Below are 15,563 nucleotides of genomic sequence, written 5' to 3'. Positions count from 1 at the left end.
AAACAAAACGGGCGGCCCAAGGGCCGCCCGTTTCTGTTCCGACGCAGGGTCGACCTAGCGGTCGCCGCGCTCCCGACCGCCGCCGCGCTCACCGCCGCCACGTTCGCCGCCGCCTCCGCGGCCGCCACGATCGAACCCGCCGCGATCGCCGCCGCCGCCGCGCTCGAAGCCGCCGCGCTCGCCGCGACCCCGGTCTCCGCCGCGATCGCCTCCGAAGGCGCGCACGTTGTCAGGCCGGCCGCCGCCGCGTTCCATGCGCTCGACGCGCCGATCGTCGCCGCGGTCGCGGATGCGCTCACGACGGTCGTCGATGCGCTCGCGGCGTTCGTCGCGCCGCCGATCCTCGATCCGGTCCCTGCGATCGTCGCGGCGCGCTTCCCAACGTTCGCGGTGGCGGCGGTCGCGGATGTTCCAGTTGACGTCGCGCCGCCACGAGTCCCGCCGCCAGCCGCCGTAGCCGGGACGGTCATTGTACCAACGGCCGCCGTAAAAATAGAGGCCATCTGAGTAATAATACGGCCGGCTTTCGTAATAGCCGCTGATCTCGTAGCCGGGGACCAGATACTCGTCCTCCTCGACCACCACGCGGGACGGCGCCGAACCGCCGATGTCGAGATAGCTCGCGCTTGCGAAGCCCGACCCGCTCCCGCCCATGCTGATCTCGCACCAGCCGGCCGTGCAGCCGATGACGTTGACCCGCTCACCTTCGGGCAGCGCGTCGATGATCGAGTAGCCGGTTCCGGGCCCCGACCGGACATTGAGGCTCGTGGTGGCGATGGCCGGGGCGGCCATCGCGGCGCCGGCGGTCAGCGCGAACACTCCCGCGGCGGCCAGCAGCGACTTGGCTGTGGTGAGCATGACGTCGAAACTCCCTGGATGCTCTCGTTGATGTCGTTCGCGGGATTCCCGCCCGGCTCCTCGAACCCGCGCGAGCCAGTCACGCGCTCGCGCGTGGATCAAGAACGCGCGAGCCGACCGAAGGTTTCACATGTCAAACGTGGGAATCATGGCGGCGGTGCGGCGGCATCAGGGCCGCGCGGACGCTTCTCCCACGTCCGCCAGCGCGCGCGCCGCGCCCTGCTGCAGAAAGGCGAGGTCCGGTCCGAGGCAGACAAGCGAGAAGCCTCGGGCTGCGTAATCTGCGGCGAGCGTCGGCGTGTTGGCGAAGATCGCCGCGGGTTTCTTCGCGCGGCGGGCTGCGGCGACGATGGCGTCGAGCGCCTTGACGACGGCGGGGAGGGCGGGGTCGACGGCCGCGCCGCCGCTGAGGGCGACGGACAGGTCGTTCGGTCCGATCAGCACCCCGTCGAGGCCCTCGACCGCGAGAATGTCGTCGAGCGCGGCCAGCGCCTCGACGGTTTCGATCATGGCGAGCGCGAGCGTCCGGCGGTTCGCTTCGGCGAGGTAGCCGTCGCGCGACAGGCCGGAGAACGACAGCCCGCGGTTCGGACCCCAGCTCCGCCGGCCGATCGGCGGGAACTTCACCGCCGCCACGAAGGCCCGCGCCATGGCGGCGTCGTCGATCATCGGGGCGATCACCCCGGCCGCGCCGGCGTCGAGCGCCTGCGCCGCGAGGGAGAAGCCGTCGAGCGGCAGGCGCACCAGCGCCGGCCGTCCGGCGAGGGCCGCCGCCGCGATCCCTTCGACGATGCGGTCGAAGGTCGCGAAGCCATGCTGGGCGTCGAGGGTGACGGACGCGAAGCCGGCGCGGGCGATCGTCTCCACCACCAGCGCCGAAGGCGCCTGGACCCAGCCGTTGAAATGCGGCGCTCCATTGACGAGCGCCGCCGCGCCGAGCGCGCCCGGACCGACCGCGGTCGAGGTCATGCACGCGCTCCGGAGAAGGGAAAGGACGTCATTCGTTTTTCAACTGCGCGACGGCGAGCACCAGAAGCTCCGCCATCTTCCTGCGGAGCTCGACGTCGGCGATCTCGACGCCCCGATGATCGAAGTCGCGGCGCACCTTGCGAAACACGTCGTCGTCGCCGGGCTCCTCGAAGTCCGCGAGCAGCACCGCCTTGGCGTAGGCCTGCGCCTCCTCGCCCTGCTTGCCGAGCGCCTCGGCGGCCCACAGCCCCAGCAGCCGGTTTCGCCGGGCGTAGGCGCTGAACTTCATCGTCTCGTCGTGCACGAACAAGGCCTCGAAAGCCTGCTCGCGTTGATCGAAGGTTGTCATCGTCGTGTCCATGCCGTCCCGTCGGTCGCGCGGTTCCGCCCGACGTCACTACATCCGTCAATTATGGCAAAGCCACGCGCCTTTCGCGTCTAATCCTTAGACTATCGTCCCCGGCCCGGAACGGCGCGGCGATCGCCGCCTCCGATCGCCTTGGCATTCGACAAGCGCGGTCTTACATTGCGCTCGGCGGCTTAAGGCCCTGGGCGTCTCGCCCGGCCTCCCGGCCGCCGCGCCGGTTGCGAAAGGCCCGCAATGAACCCGAATTTCCGGAACTTCGCCCTCTGGGTGATCATCGTTCTGCTGCTGCTCGCTCTCTTCACGCTGTTCCAGAACCCGGGACAGCGCGCGGCGACCAACGACATCTCGTTCAGCACCCTGCTCACCGAGGTCGACAACGGCCGCGTGCGCAACGTGACGATCGAGGGCCAGAACATCTCGGGCCAGTACACCGACGGCACCCAGTTCCAGACCTACGCGCCCGACGATCCGTCGCTGGTGCAGCGGCTCTACGGCAAGGGCGTTGCGATCTCGGCGCGTCCGCCGGGCGAGAACATGCCGTGGTTCGTCGCTCTGCTGCTGCAGTGGCTGCCCTTCATCGCGCTGATCGGCGTGTGGGTGTTCCTGTCGCGGCAGATGCAGGGCGGAGCCGGTAAGGCCATGGGCTTCGGCAAGTCCAAGGCCAAGCTTCTCACCGAGGCGCACGGCCGCGTGACCTTCGAGGACGTCGCAGGCGTCGACGAGGCCAAGAGCGACCTCGAGGAGATCGTCGAGTTCTTGCGCGATCCCCAGAAGTTCCAGCGCCTCGGCGGAAAGATCCCGCGCGGCGTGCTGCTCGTCGGCCCCCCCGGCACCGGCAAGACGCTGATCGCCCGCGCGGTCGCCGGCGAAGCCAACGTGCCGTTTTTCACGATCTCGGGCTCCGACTTCGTCGAGATGTTCGTGGGCGTCGGCGCGAGCCGGGTGCGCGACATGTTCGAGCAGGCGAAGAAGAACGCGCCCTGCATCATCTTCATCGATGAGATCGACGCGGTCGGCCGCCATCGCGGCGCCGGCCTCGGCGGCGGCAACGACGAGCGCGAGCAGACCCTCAACCAGCTGCTGGTCGAGATGGACGGGTTCGAGGCGAACGAGGGCATCATCCTCATCGCCGCGACCAACCGTCCGGACGTGCTCGATCCCGCGCTGCTGCGTCCGGGCCGTTTCGATCGCCAGGTCGTGGTCTCGAACCCCGACATCATCGGCCGCGAGAAGATCCTGAAGGTCCATGTCCGCAAGGTGCCGCTGGCGCCGGACGTCGACCTCAAGACCGTCGCGCGCGGCACGCCGGGCTTCTCCGGCGCCGACCTGATGAACCTCGTCAACGAGGCGGCCCTGCTCGCCGCCCGCCGCTCCAAGCGCATGGTCACCGCCGCCGAGTTCGACTCGGCGAAGGACAAGATCATGATGGGCGCCGAGCGCCGCATGGTGATGACGGACGAGGAGAAGAAGGTCACCGCCTATCACGAGGCCGGCCACGCCGTGGTCGCGCTCTTCACGCCGGCGAACGATCCGATCCACAAGGCGACGATCATTCCCCGGGGGCGGGCGCTCGGCATGGTCCAGTACCTGCCGGAGAAGGACCAGATCTCGATCTCCTACGAGCAGCTCACCTCGCGCCTTGCGATGGCGATGGGCGGCCGCGTGGCGGAGGAGGTGTTCTTCGGCGACGAGAAGGTGACGGCCGGCGCGCAGTCCGACATCCAGATGGCGACCAACATCGCCCGCGGGATGGTGACGCGGTGGGGCTTCTCCAAGGAGCTCGGCACCGTCGCCTACGGCGAGAACCAGGATGAGGTGTTCCTCGGCATGTCGGTGGCGCGCCAGCAGAACGTCTCGGGCACGACGATGCTGAAGATCGACAACGAGATCAAACGCTTCATCGACGAAGGCTATGAGACGGCCCGGCGCATCATCACCGAGAACAAGGACGCCATGGACCTCGTGGCCAAGGCGCTGCTCGAGTACGAGACGCTGACCGGCCAGGAGATCAAGGACATCCTGGCCGGCAAGCCTCCCGTGCGCGACGCCTCGGACGAGCCGCCCGCGCCTCGCGGTTCGGCGGTGCCCACCGCCGGCAAGCCGCGCCCGCGGCCCGACGCCGGGCTGGAGCCGCAGCCTCAGGCCTGAGGCTTCAGCGTCGTCCCGAACGCACCAAAGGCCGACCCCTCGGGGCCGGCCTTTGTCGTTTATGAGCGCGCGTTTCGGACCGAGTGGCGGTCGAGGCCGACGCCTGCGTTTCCGTCGCTGGCGCGCGAAGTAACGGACGCGTGAAGTCAAAAGTTCACGTCACATAAGGGAACATCTCCGGTCCCGACGAGTTGTCATTCGAACATCGAATAACAAACTCGATAGGGAAACCCATGCGACATCTCATTCTCGCCGCCGCGTTCAGCGCTCTCGCTCTCGGAGCTGCGCAGGCGCAGGACAAGCCGACGACGCCCTCGACCATGGACAAGGGTTCGACGTCGGCCCCGAACGATCCCGCGAAGACGACCTCGCCCGGCACCACCGGGGCGATGAACAACACGACCGGCGGCGTGGCCACCAGCCCGCAGGACGTGCAGCGCCAGCAGGAGGGCAAGGACACCGCGGCCCAGGGCGGCGAGAAGCGTCCGGGCGCGACGGGCGCCGATCCGTCCAAGCACTCCCCCGGCACCGTGGGCGCGACGCCCGGCCAGCAGCCGAAGTAAGCGTCGCCCTCAGGCTTGGATTCGAGACTTGGATTCGAGACGGCCGCCCGGTCCCGCCGGGCGGCCGTTGCTGTGTCGCAGGGCCGCAGCGCGTGACTTTGGCGGAGCGCCGCCCACATATCGGTGCTGCGTCTCTTGAGGGCGCGACGGAAATGGTTCTGGAGGGTCGATGAGCGTCGGTTTGATCGCGTTGCTGGATGATGTCGCGGCCATCGCCAAGGTGGCGGCGGCGTCGCTCGACGACATCGCGGCGCAGACCGCCAAGGCCGGCGCCAAGGCGGCTGGCGTCGTGATCGACGACGCCGCGGTGACGCCACGCTACGTCGTAGGGTTCAAGCCCGATCGCGAACTGCCGATCGTGTGGCGGATCGCCCTCGGATCGATCCGTAACAAGCTGCTGATCCTGCTGCCCGCCTGCCTCCTGCTCAGCGCCTTCGCGCCCTGGCTGATCATGCCGTTGCTGATGCTGGGCGGCGCCTACCTCTGCTATGAGGGCGTCGAGAAGATCGTGGAGGCCCTGTTCCACCACGGCGATCATGCCGCGGAAGAGGCTCCCAAGGACCAGGCCGCCGCGGCCGGGCTCGAAGAGACCAAGATCGCCGGCGCGATCAAGACGGATTTCATCCTCTCCGCCGAGATCATGGCGATCACGCTCTCGGGCATTCCGGCCGATGACAGCGTGTGGATGAAAGCCGCAGTGCTCGCCGCGGTCGGCCTCGCGATCACGGCCGCGGTCTATGGCGTCGTCGCCTTGATCGTGAAGGCGGACGACGTCGGCGTCGCGATGGCGAAGACGCCCGACACGTCGGCCCTCGCGGGCGCGCGTCAGGCCTTCGGTCGCGGTCTCGTCCTCGGCATGCCGGTGCTTCTCAAGGTGCTCGCCGTGGTCGGCACAGCCGCCATGGTCTGGGTCGGCGGCGGCATCATCGTGCACGGGCTCGAAGGCCTGCTGCCGGCGCTCGCCCACGGGATCGAAGGCGTGGCCGAGGCTGCGGCGCACGCCCTGCCGTTTGCGGCCGGCGCCGTTCACTGGATCGTGGCGGCCGCCGGCGCGGGCGTCGTCGGGCTGATCGTCGGCGCGGCTTTGGTGCCGCTTGTGAGCTACGTCCTGGCGCCGATCGCGCGCGCCGTCATGCCGGCGAAGGCCAAACCCGCGCCGACGGCGACGACGACCAAAAGCGTCTGACGGTCGGCGGGGACTCTGCGCGAGGGCGTCACGCCGCCGGGGCGAACAGTTCGCTCTGGGCGGCGGGGCCCCGCTCGAGCGCCAACAGGTAGGCCTTGGCGGCGAGCCCGCCGGCGAACCCGGTGAGCTTGCCGGTCGACCCCACCACCCGATGGCACGGCGCGACGATCGAGAGCGGATTGCGCCCGTTCGCGGCGCCGACCGCCCGGGACGCGCCGGGGCAGCCGATCGCAGCCGCGAGCGCTCCGTAGCTGCGGGTCTCGCCGAACGGGATCGCGAGCAGCGCCCGCCACACCGCCGTCTGGAACGGCGTGCCCTGCATGTCGAGGCGGAGGTCGAAGGTCCGCCGTTCGCCCTGGAAGTACTCGACGAGCTGCGCCTCCGCCCGGTCGAGCGTCGCCTCCGCGTCGCCCTCCGCCGCAGGCCCGAGCCGCACCCGGCCGGGATCGTCGTTCTCCCACAGCACCGCCGCCAGCCCGCGGCCGCTTGCGACCAGCGTGAGGCGTCCGACCGGCGACGGCGTCTCCCTGCGCGCGTAATCCATGGGCTCGGCTCCCCGACCGCGTCGACGTCGCTTGAGGTTCGCCGCGAATCGGCCCCGAGGTCCAGCGGCTCTGCGCTCACGTCCGATCTGTCCTGCGCGACCGCAATCCGGCGGACGCCGCTGGGCTTCTTGGGCTATGAAGGTCTCGGCGGGCCGCCGACGGCGTCTCGACGGCAAGGGGGCGTTCATGCGGGTTCTGGTGCTCGGCGGCGGCGTCGTGGGCGTGACGACGGCCTATTACCTGGCGAGGGCCGGGCATGCGGTGACGGTGGTCGACCGCCAGCCCGGCGCCGGCCTCGAGACCAGCTTCGCCAACGCCGGGCAGGTGTCGCCCGGCTATTCCTCGCCCTGGGCCGCGCCGGGCATTCCGGTGAAGGCGCTGAAGTGGCTGATGATGCGCCACCGGCCGCTGGTGGTCAGGCCGCAGCTGTCGCCCGAGCTCTACGGCTGGCTCGCCCGCATGCTCGCGAACTGCACCGAGGCCGCCTACGAGCGCAACAAGGGCCGCATGGTCCGGATCGCCGAGTACAGCCGCGACGCCCTGCGCGCGCTGCGGGCCGAAACCGGGATCGTCTACGACCACCGGGAGCAGGGCACGCTGCAGCTGTTCCGCACGCAGAAGCAGCTCGACCATGTCCGCGACGACACCCGCGTGCTCGACGTCTACGGCGTGCCCTACGAGGTGCTCGATCCCGCAGGCTGCGTCGCGGCGGAGCCGGCGCTCGCGCATGTCGCGGGGATCTTCGTCGGCGGCCTGCGGCTGCCGGGCGACGAGACCGGCGACGCGCACCTGTTCACCCAGCGCCTGGCCGCGATCTGCGAGGGCCTCGGCGTAAGCTTCCGCTATGGCGTGGCGATCGCGGGCGTCGAGGCGGATGGGAGCCGGGTCACCGGCGTCCGGACCGCCTCCGGCGAGGTCCTGCGCGCGGACGCCTACGTGGCGGCGCTTGGCAGCTACACCCCGGCGCTGCTGCGCCCGCATCGCATCGCCCTGCCGGTCTATCCCGTGAAGGGATACTCGCTGACGCTGCCGGTGACCAACCCGGACGGCGCCCCGCAGTCGACCGTGATGGACGAGACCTTCAAGGTCGCGATCACCCGGCTCGGCGACCGCATCCGCGTCGGCGGCACGGCGGAGCTCGCAGGCTTCAGCGGCGCGCTGCGCGCTCCGCGGCGCGCGACGCTGGCGCGCTCGGTGAGCGACCTGTTCCCGACCGGCGGCGACCTGACCGCCGCGAGCTTCTGGACCGGGCTGCGGCCCATGACGCCGGACGGGACGCCGATCGTCGGCGCCACGCGGCTCGGTAACCTCTTCACCAACACCGGCCACGGCACGCTCGGCTGGACCATGGCCTGCGGCTCCGGCCGCGTGCTTGCGGACCTGATCTCCGGCCGTACGCCGGAGATCGCCAGCGACGACCTCGCCGCGAGCCGTTACCTGCAGGCCATTCCCGCCTGACGTCCGCCCCCCTGACGTCCGCCCCTTGGCGGACGCGCCGCACCGCGACAGGTTCCTCGCTTGCCGAGGCGTGCCTGATCGGGCGGGAACGCCGACACCAAAAACTCCGACGCAAGGACGCACACCATGCGCGACCAGATCCGCACCAGCCCCTTCTTCCGCGAAGCCCTCCTGATCGACGGCGCCTGGACCCCGGCCGACAGCGGCGCGACGCTGCCCGTGCACGACCCGGCGACCGGCGAGGAGATCGGGACCTCTCCCCACGCCGGGGGGCCTGAGACCACGCGGGCGATAGAGGCCGCCCAGCGCGCCTTTCCCGCCTGGGCCGCGCGCACGGCGGCCGACCGCGCCGCGCTGCTGCAGGCGCTCGCGGCCGACATCCGCGCCAACGCCGACGCCCTCGCCGCCATGCTGACGCTGGAGCAGGGCAAGCCGCTCGCCGAGGCGAAGGGCGAGATCATGATCGGCGCGGCCTACGTCCAGTGGTTCGCGGAGGAGGCGCGGCGCGTGCGCGGCGACGTCATCCCGTCGCCCTGGGCCGACCGCAAGCTGTTCGTGACGCGGGAGCCTGTGGGCGTCGTCGGGGCGATCACGCCGTGGAACTTCCCGTTCTCGATGCTCGCCCGCAAGCTCGGCGCGGCGCTTGCCGCCGGCTGCACGGTGGTGGCGAAGCCCTCCGAATTCACGCCCTACAGCGGCCTCGCCTGGGGCGTGCTCGCCGAACGCGCCGGGATCCCCGCCGGCGTGGTCAACCTCGTCACCGGCGACGCGCCGGCGATCGGGAAGGCCCTCACGGACCATCCCGACGTGCGCAAGATCACATTCACCGGCTCGACCCGCGTCGGAAAGCTCTTGAGCGAGCAGGCCGCGAAGGGCGTCAAGCGCGTCTCCATGGAGCTCGGCGGCAACGCGCCGTTCCTGGTGTTCGCCGACGCCGACCTCGACAAGGCGGTGGAGGGCGCCGTCGCCGCCAAGTACCGCAACAGCGGCCAGACCTGCGTCTGCACCAATCGCTTCTACGTGGAGGCCTCGATCCACGACGCCTTCGCCGAGCGGCTGGCGGCGCGGGCCAAGAGCCTCGTCGTTGGCTCCGGCTTCACCGAGGGCGCGCTGCAGGGCCCGCTGATCAACGAGGCCGCGCTCGCCAAGGTGGAGGCCCATGTGGCGGATGCGCTGGAGAAGGGCGGCCGGCTGCTCACGGGCGGCCGCCGCCATGCGCTCGGCGGAACGTTCTACGAGCCGACCGTGATCGCGGGCGGCCACGCCGGCATGACGGTGGCGCGCGACGAGACCTTCGGCCCGCTCGCGGTGCTGATCCCGTTCGACACGGAGGCCGAGGCCGTCTCCGCCGCCAACGCGACCGAGTACGGGCTCGCGGCCTACGTCTACACCCGCGACCTCGCCCGGGCCTTCCGGGTCTCCGGCGCCTTGAAGTACGGCATGGTGGGCGTCAATGACGGCGTCATCACCACAGAGGTCGCGCCCTTCGGCGGCGTGAAGGAAAGCGGCATGGGGCGAGAAGGCTCGCACTACGGCTTGGACGACTATCTCGACATGAAATACCTCAGCATCGGCGGGCTGTGACGCAGGGCCGTTAGCCGGCGTAACACCTCCGGCGTCGAAGCGCGTTTCGTCAGTCGCCGCCGCGAATGTCGGCCCAGGCCTCCTGGACGAAGCTCGTCGCCGTGACGAACACGGTGGTGACGACAAGGGCCAAGAGGCTGAGGGCTGCGGCGACCAGCCAAAGCGGCAGGGTGACCGGCAGACCGATCAGAAACGCCAGCCGCTGCGGCTTCGGCCAGGTCATCGGGTTGGAGCACACGGCTTCCAGCGCGCTGCGCACTTCCATGGCGTCGTTCTCCCATGCGCGTGGCCCGCTTCCGACGCCTGAGACGGCGAAGGGCGAGACACTTTGTCGCTTGCTTATATCGACGCGGAGGAGCGATGGGAACGCGCGTCACGCACGCCCAAAACCCGACGACCAAGGAGGTTTTCAGGTTCTATGTCAAATACATAGTCCTTATGTCCCACATCGGGACATCAAAGATGCGAACGATTCTATAGTTTATATTGCCGCCCGTCGCGCCAGGTGGAAGGCTGCATGCCCATACCCCCCAGCCGGCGGAAACCCATGACACGAACATTTGTCTCGAGCTGCGTCGTCGCTGCGGCGCTCGCTGCGGCGACGTCGCCGGCCTACGCTCAGGCGCCGCTGAATCCGCCGGGGGGCTCGGCGCTGGTCATCAACCGCAACAGCGGCATGTGCGTCCAGATCGCCGCCGCCAACGCTGGCGTCGGCGCCGCTACGGCGCAAAACACATGTCGCGACATGAGCCTCCAGCAGTGGCGCTTCAATGCGGTCGGCTCAGCTTACAGGATCGTCAATGCGGCGAGCGGCATGTGCCTCGCGGCGCGGACAGTCGACGGTCCGGCCGTCACGCAGGTCCCGTGCAATGGCGAGACCAGCCAGTCCTGGACCCTGCGCGCCAGCGGCGCCTGGGCCGAGATCGTGTCGGTCGCGTCCGGGGAGTGCCTCGACGTCACGGGCGGCTCGATCGACGGCGCCGCCTCCGTGACGCGCGCCTCCTGCAACGGACAGAAGAACAGTCAGAAATGGACCCTGTCACCGAAGCTTAATGTGTCGATCTGGTCCAACCGCATTTCGCTCCCGCTGGTGCCGGCCGCCGCGTCCACCCTGCGAAATGGCAAGATCCTGCTGTGGTCGGCCTACGACAAGTTCAGTTTTGGCGGAGACCGCGGAAAGACCTTCACGACGATCTTCGATCCGCAGACGGGAACGTCGTCGTCCATGATGATCTCGAACACCGCCCACGATATGTTCTGCCCGGGCACGGCCGTGCTGACGGACGGGCGGATACTCGTCAACGGCGGATCGAGCAGCGCCAAGACCAGCATCTACGATCCGGAGGCCAACACCTGGACGACGGGCGACGCCATGAACGTCCCCCGTGGCTACCAGGGCGACACCGTTCTTCCGAACGGCGACGTCTTCACCGTCGGCGGCTCATGGAGCGGCGGCACCGGCAACAAGACCGGCGAGGTGTGGAACGCGGCCCGGGGCTGGCGCAAACTGCCGAAGGTGAACGGCGACGATCTGGCCGGTAACGACCCCAAGGGCCTTTACCGCTCCGACAATCACATGTGGCTGTTCGCCTGGAGCAACGACCACGTCCTCAAGGCGGGGCCGAGCGCGGAGATGCACTGGATCGACGTGCGCGGCGATGGAGCGATCGCCTCGGCCGGCGCCCGCGGCGACGACGTCTATGCGCAGAACGGCAACGTCGTGATGTACGCCAGCGACAAGCTGCTCAAGCTCGGCGGCGCGCCGGCCTATGAGAACGTGCAGGCCTCGGACGCCGCCTACGTCATCGACTTCAGCCGCGGGCCCGGCGCTCCCGCGTCGGTCACCAAGCAGAAGCCGATGCAGTTTCCCCGCGCCTTCGCGAATGCGGTCCCCCTGCCCAACGGACAGGTCGTCGTGGTCGGCGGCCAGAACGTGCCTGTTCCCTTCACAGACAATAAGTCGGCCATGATCCCGGAGCTGTGGACCCCGGAAGACGGTTCCTTCACGCGGCTCGCCGTGATGACCGTGCCGCGCAACTACCACAGCGTCGCGGTGCTCATGCTCGACGGACGCGTGTTCGTCGGCGGGGGCGGATTGTGCGGAACGAACTGCCCGGCGAACCATCCGGACGCCGAGATCCTGACGCCGCCCTATCTGCTGACCGCCAGCGGCGCGCGGGCGTCGCGCCCGACGATCCAGAGCGCTCCGGCCACGGCCTCGCCGACAGGCGCCTTCACCGTGAAGACCAACGTACCCGTTCGCACCTTCGCGATCGTGCGGCTCGGCGCGGTCACGCACTCGGTGAACAACGACCAGCGCCGGCTGGCCGTTGACTCCACGTCGACCGACGGCCTGACCCACCAGATCCGGTTGCCGCAGACGAGCGCGCTCGTGAAGGGGGATTGGATGCTGTTCGCCATGACCGCCGCCGGCGTGCCGAGCGTGGCGAAGATCGTGAGGATCCAATGAGGGGCCGGCGTCTCCTGGCCGCGGCTGCGATCGCGCTCGCCTCTCTGGGCGGTCCCGCCGCGGCTGTGACGCAGGTCGGCCCGTTCGCGCTCGACCGGACCGACGGCGGCCGTTTCGATCCTCTTGAGCTCGACGGGGCGCCCTATGTCGTCGTGTTCGGCTTCATGCGGTGCCCCGACATCTGTCCGACGACCCTCAACGACCTCACGCTCGCCTTGAGGCTGCTCGGTCGCCCGGGCGAGGGCCTCCGGGCGTTCTTCATCGACATCGATCCGGAGCGCGACGGCGCGGCCGCGCTCAAGCCCTTCCTCGCGTCCTTCGACCCGAGGATCGTCGGCCTGACCGGCTCCCCGGCCGAGGTCGCCGTCGCGGTGCAGGCCTTCGGCGCAGCCGCCCGCAAGGCGGCGCTGCCGGACGGCGGCTACACCATGGAGCACAGCGCCGGCCTGTTCGTGATCGACGGGAACGGCCTCGTGGTCGACCGCATCGCCCCGAACGACCCACCCGAAGCCATCGCCGCCCGCCTGCGCCGCGCGATCGAAGGAGGCTGAGGGCGAAGACGGGGCGCGGAAGAACGCTGTCACACCTGGAGAACCAGGCGCGGCACTTCGCGCTAAGATGCGGATGCTGTGGTAGGTTTTGCGAACGTGGCGCTCCCAAGGGGACCAGAGACCCTTAGAAAGCTCAAGCGTTTAGGCTGTCAAACGGCTCGAAACGCGAGCATTGTTTTGCACGGCGTTCCAGCGCGAGCGTCAAACACCATCAGCTCTTCCTAGAAGCGAAAACGGCCGTCCCGAGTGCCCCCTCGGGACGGCCGCGATCGACGTTCGCCGCGCGGCTACCACCCCGCGCGATCACCCTCGGGAAGGACGCCCGAAGATGTCAGAAAGCTATTCCGAAAACCCTCATAATTCAACAAACGGGGCACCTTCTGTCGACCGTCTGCTCTACGGAGCTAAGCGGCGTGCGCGGGAGATGACCTTCACGTTCTTCCCTGGCCTCGAACCGATGAGCAGGCAAGAGCGCAGGCGGACGCTCAGCGAGCTTCGGCGTGAGTTGAAGGCGACCAAGGCGAAATCCAAGATAGACCTGGCGCTGTTCACGGGGGCCGTCTTCGGCGATCGACGAAGCTCAAAAGGTATCCTTCGTCATAACGCCAACGTGGAAGGTCTGGACGCGCTCGTCGTCGACTACGACGAGAACAAAGCTGGCGGCGTGGTGATCACGCCCGACCGCGCGGCTGATCTCTGTGAAGATGCGGACGTGGCGGTCTTGATCGCCACGACGCCGTCGCACGGCACGCCCGAGAAGGGGAATTGCTGGCGTGCGATCTTTCCCCTCTCCAGCCGCCGCAGTCCCGCGGAGCACGCCGCGTTGTGGAGCATGGCGAACCGTCTGTTCCGCGGTGGGCTCGACAAAGGCGCGAAGGGGCTCTCTCAGAGCTTTTACTTCGGCCACGTCGGCAAAATCTGGACGGCCCAAATTGATGGGCGTTCGCTGGACGAAGCCGACGAACTGGCAGGCGGCGACGAGTTTGATCATCCCCGTGTGAGCGACGGCTCGAAAGCGGACCTGGAGTGGTCGGACTTTGAAGCGGCCGTCATGCATATCCCGAACGATGACGCTTCGTTCGAAGACTGGCTCGCCACGGGGATGGCGATCCATCATCAGGGCGACGACGCGCCCGAAGCCCTGGAATTGTTCCACCGCTGGTCGGAGCGCTCGGGAAAATACGAGCCTGGCGACCTGGATCGCCGCTGGGACTCCTTCGGACGCTATTCCGGCAACGTCGTGACCGGACGAACGATCGTCTTCCGCGCCAAAAAGCACGGCTGGGAAGACCCAGCGCGAGCGTCAGAGCTAGCCCGCATGCTCGCGTTGATGCCGGACATCACGGACCCGGCGATCCTCAATTTGAAGCCGCTCGGCGCCTACGCGCTCGACGAGAACGGCGTCATTAACGCCTTCACGGATCGCCACGCGGGAGAGCTGAAGTTTGACCACGACGCCGGCCGCTGGTTCGTGTTCGTCAACGGGCTATGGCGCGAAGAGCGGACCAAACTCGCGCTCGCCTATGCTCGCAATCTCTCGACGGAGCTGGCGAAACGCGACGCCAAGGTGAAGGCCCTCAACAAGGTGTCGAGCTGGGAAGCCGTCGAACGCGGCGCCCGCAGCGTGCGGGAATTCAAAGCTACGTCGGGCGACTGGAACCGCGATCCCTTGTTGCTTGGGACGCCTGGGGGCGTCGTGGACCTACAGACGGGCAAGCTGCGGCCGGGCCTCTCGGAAGACATGATCAGCCGCTCGACGGCCGCGGCGCCGATCCCGCTCGACGTCTTCGATCCGGAGCGGGATTGCCCGCTCTGGCTGGGATTCCTCAACGAGGCCCTAGACGGCGACGCCGACGCGATCCGCCTGATCCAGCAGTGGGGCGGCTACTGCCTCACCGGCGACACGCGCGAAGAGAAGCTCGTTTTCGTCTACGGGCCGGGCGGGTCGGGAAAGAGCACGACCGTCGAGACGATCGGCAAGCTGATGGGCGACTACGCCACGACCATCGCGACCGAGGCTTTCAAGGCGACGAAGTTTGACCGGCACCCGACCGAGATCGCCGCCCTTCGTGGCGCGCGAATGGTCTGGGCCAGCGAGACCGAGAAGGGCCAGCAGTGGGCTGAAAACCGTATCAAGCAGTGGACGGGCGGCGACACGCTGAAGGCCCGCTTTATGCGGCAGGACGAATTCACCTTCGTGCCGGAATTCAAACTTTCCGTTGTCGGGAACAACCGGCCGACGTTGAAGGATGTCGACACGGCCATGACGCGCCGCTTGCTCGTCATCCCGTTCGACCATCCACCGGCGCGAAAAGACGCCGCGCTGAAGGACAAGCTGAAGGCGGAGTGGCCCGGCATCCTGGCTTGGCTGATCCGCGGATGTCTCGACTGGCAGCACCATGGGCTCGTACGTCCGGCGATCGTCGACAAAGCGACCGACGAGTATTTCGCCGCGCAAGACGTGTTCGGCCGTTGGCTCGAAGACTGTTGCGAGATCGATCGCGGCTTCGCTGAAACGACGGCAGTTCTCTGGGACTCGTGGGCTCGGTACGCGCACGACGAGGGAGTCGAGCCGGGAAGTAAGACGGCGACCTTTCCCGAGACGCTTTCCCAACGCGGGTTCACGGCGGCAAGCAAGGTCGGACGGTCCAGAGGCCGCGGCTACAAGGGCTTGCGCTTACGTGATGACAATCACTATGGGACAGGCCGTGACCGCTAAGTCATTGATATCCAATGATCTGGGACAGGTGGGACAGGTCTACCCTATGACGGCCTACACACGTGCGCGCACACACATACAGAGGGGGATGCGGAAAGCCTGTCCCGCCTGTCCCACACGCCTAGCATCCATGAATCACGGGTTG

Annotated in this window: 13 protein-coding genes; 8 read left to right on the top strand and 5 right to left on the bottom strand. The window is 68.5% G+C overall.

Features of this window, described 5'->3' with window-relative positions:
• Positions 1-54 precede the first annotated feature (54 nt).
• The 3 genes from JOD31_RS07895 to JOD31_RS07885 form a co-directional block, all read right to left on the bottom strand.
• Positions 55-858 (bottom strand): SH3 domain-containing protein, encoded by an 804-nt coding sequence (locus tag JOD31_RS07895; protein ID WP_204949756.1) that lies wholly within the window; start codon positions 856-858, stop codon positions 55-57.
• 168 nt (positions 859-1,026) lie between these two features.
• The gene (locus tag JOD31_RS07890) at positions 1,027-1,827 is read right to left on the bottom strand and encodes an HpcH/HpaI aldolase family protein (RefSeq protein WP_204949755.1); all 801 of its coding nucleotides are present in this window, start codon (positions 1,825-1,827) and stop codon (positions 1,027-1,029) included.
• A 28-nt stretch (positions 1,828-1,855) separates the two neighbouring features.
• Positions 1,856-2,176 (bottom strand): DUF1476 domain-containing protein, encoded by a 321-nt coding sequence (locus JOD31_RS07885; protein WP_204949753.1) that lies wholly within the window; start codon positions 2,174-2,176, stop codon positions 1,856-1,858.
• 252 nt (positions 2,177-2,428) lie between these two features.
• Between JOD31_RS07885 and ftsH the strand changes: the two genes are divergently transcribed.
• The 3 genes from ftsH (at position 2,429) to JOD31_RS07870 (ending at position 6,091) form a co-directional block, all read left to right on the top strand.
• Positions 2,429-4,342: an ATP-dependent zinc metalloprotease FtsH gene (gene ftsH / locus JOD31_RS07880; protein ID WP_020187712.1), complete on the top strand. Its 1,914-nt coding sequence runs from the start codon at positions 2,429-2,431 to the stop codon at positions 4,340-4,342.
• A 233-nt stretch (positions 4,343-4,575) separates the two neighbouring features.
• The gene (locus JOD31_RS07875) at positions 4,576-4,905 is read left to right on the top strand and encodes a hypothetical protein (RefSeq protein ID WP_204949751.1); all 330 of its coding nucleotides are present in this window, start codon (positions 4,576-4,578) and stop codon (positions 4,903-4,905) included.
• Positions 4,906-5,074: 169 nt separating this feature from the next.
• Positions 5,075-6,091, top strand: a complete 1,017-nt coding sequence (locus tag JOD31_RS07870; RefSeq protein ID WP_204949749.1) for a DUF808 domain-containing protein — start codon at positions 5,075-5,077, stop codon at positions 6,089-6,091.
• Between the two features lie 28 nt (positions 6,092-6,119).
• Here JOD31_RS07870 and JOD31_RS07865 read toward each other — a convergent pair whose 3' ends face one another.
• The gene (locus JOD31_RS07865) at positions 6,120-6,635 is read right to left on the bottom strand and encodes a methylated-DNA--[protein]-cysteine S-methyltransferase (protein ID WP_204949748.1); all 516 of its coding nucleotides are present in this window, start codon (positions 6,633-6,635) and stop codon (positions 6,120-6,122) included.
• A 187-nt stretch (positions 6,636-6,822) separates the two neighbouring features.
• Here JOD31_RS07865 and JOD31_RS07860 point away from each other — a divergent pair, with 187 nt between their 5' ends.
• Together JOD31_RS07860 and JOD31_RS07855 are read left to right on the top strand one after the other, a co-directional pair.
• Positions 6,823-8,094, top strand: a complete 1,272-nt coding sequence (locus JOD31_RS07860) for a D-amino acid dehydrogenase (protein ID WP_204949746.1) — start codon at positions 6,823-6,825, stop codon at positions 8,092-8,094.
• A gap of 126 nt (positions 8,095-8,220) precedes the next feature.
• Entirely contained in the window at positions 8,221-9,678 is a 1,458-nt protein-coding gene (locus JOD31_RS07855) for an NAD-dependent succinate-semialdehyde dehydrogenase (protein ID WP_204949744.1), read from the top strand.
• Positions 9,679-9,727: 49 nt separating this feature from the next.
• Here JOD31_RS07855 and JOD31_RS07850 read toward each other — a convergent pair whose 3' ends face one another.
• Complete coding sequence (locus JOD31_RS07850) at positions 9,728-9,943, bottom strand: hypothetical protein (RefSeq protein WP_204949743.1); 216 nt, start codon at positions 9,941-9,943, stop codon at positions 9,728-9,730.
• 282 nt (positions 9,944-10,225) lie between these two features.
• Between JOD31_RS07850 and JOD31_RS07845 the strand changes: the two genes are divergently transcribed.
• From JOD31_RS07845 to JOD31_RS07835, 3 genes are all read left to right on the top strand, one after another.
• Entirely contained in the window at positions 10,226-12,148 is a 1,923-nt protein-coding gene (locus JOD31_RS07845; protein ID WP_204949741.1) for an RICIN domain-containing protein, read from the top strand.
• Positions 12,145-12,699 carry an SCO family protein gene (locus JOD31_RS07840; RefSeq protein WP_204949740.1) on the top strand — a complete coding sequence of 185 codons (555 nt, stop codon included), beginning with the start codon at positions 12,145-12,147 and terminating at the stop codon, positions 12,697-12,699. The genes JOD31_RS07845 and JOD31_RS07840 overlap by 4 nt, the downstream gene beginning before the upstream one ends.
• A gap of 424 nt (positions 12,700-13,123) precedes the next feature.
• Positions 13,124-15,418 carry a phage/plasmid primase, P4 family gene (locus JOD31_RS07835; RefSeq protein WP_204949738.1) on the top strand — a complete coding sequence of 765 codons (2,295 nt, stop codon included), beginning with the start codon at positions 13,124-13,126 and terminating at the stop codon, positions 15,416-15,418.
• Positions 15,419-15,563 lie beyond the last annotated feature (145 nt).

Origin of the sequence: Methylopila capsulata, from assembly GCF_016907975.1 — a bacterium.
Taxonomy (GTDB): domain Bacteria; phylum Pseudomonadota; class Alphaproteobacteria; order Rhizobiales; family Methylopilaceae; genus Methylopila; species Methylopila capsulata.
The sequence above is the reverse complement of the archived record's forward strand: the minus strand, read 5'-3'. Positions and strand labels throughout refer to the sequence as shown.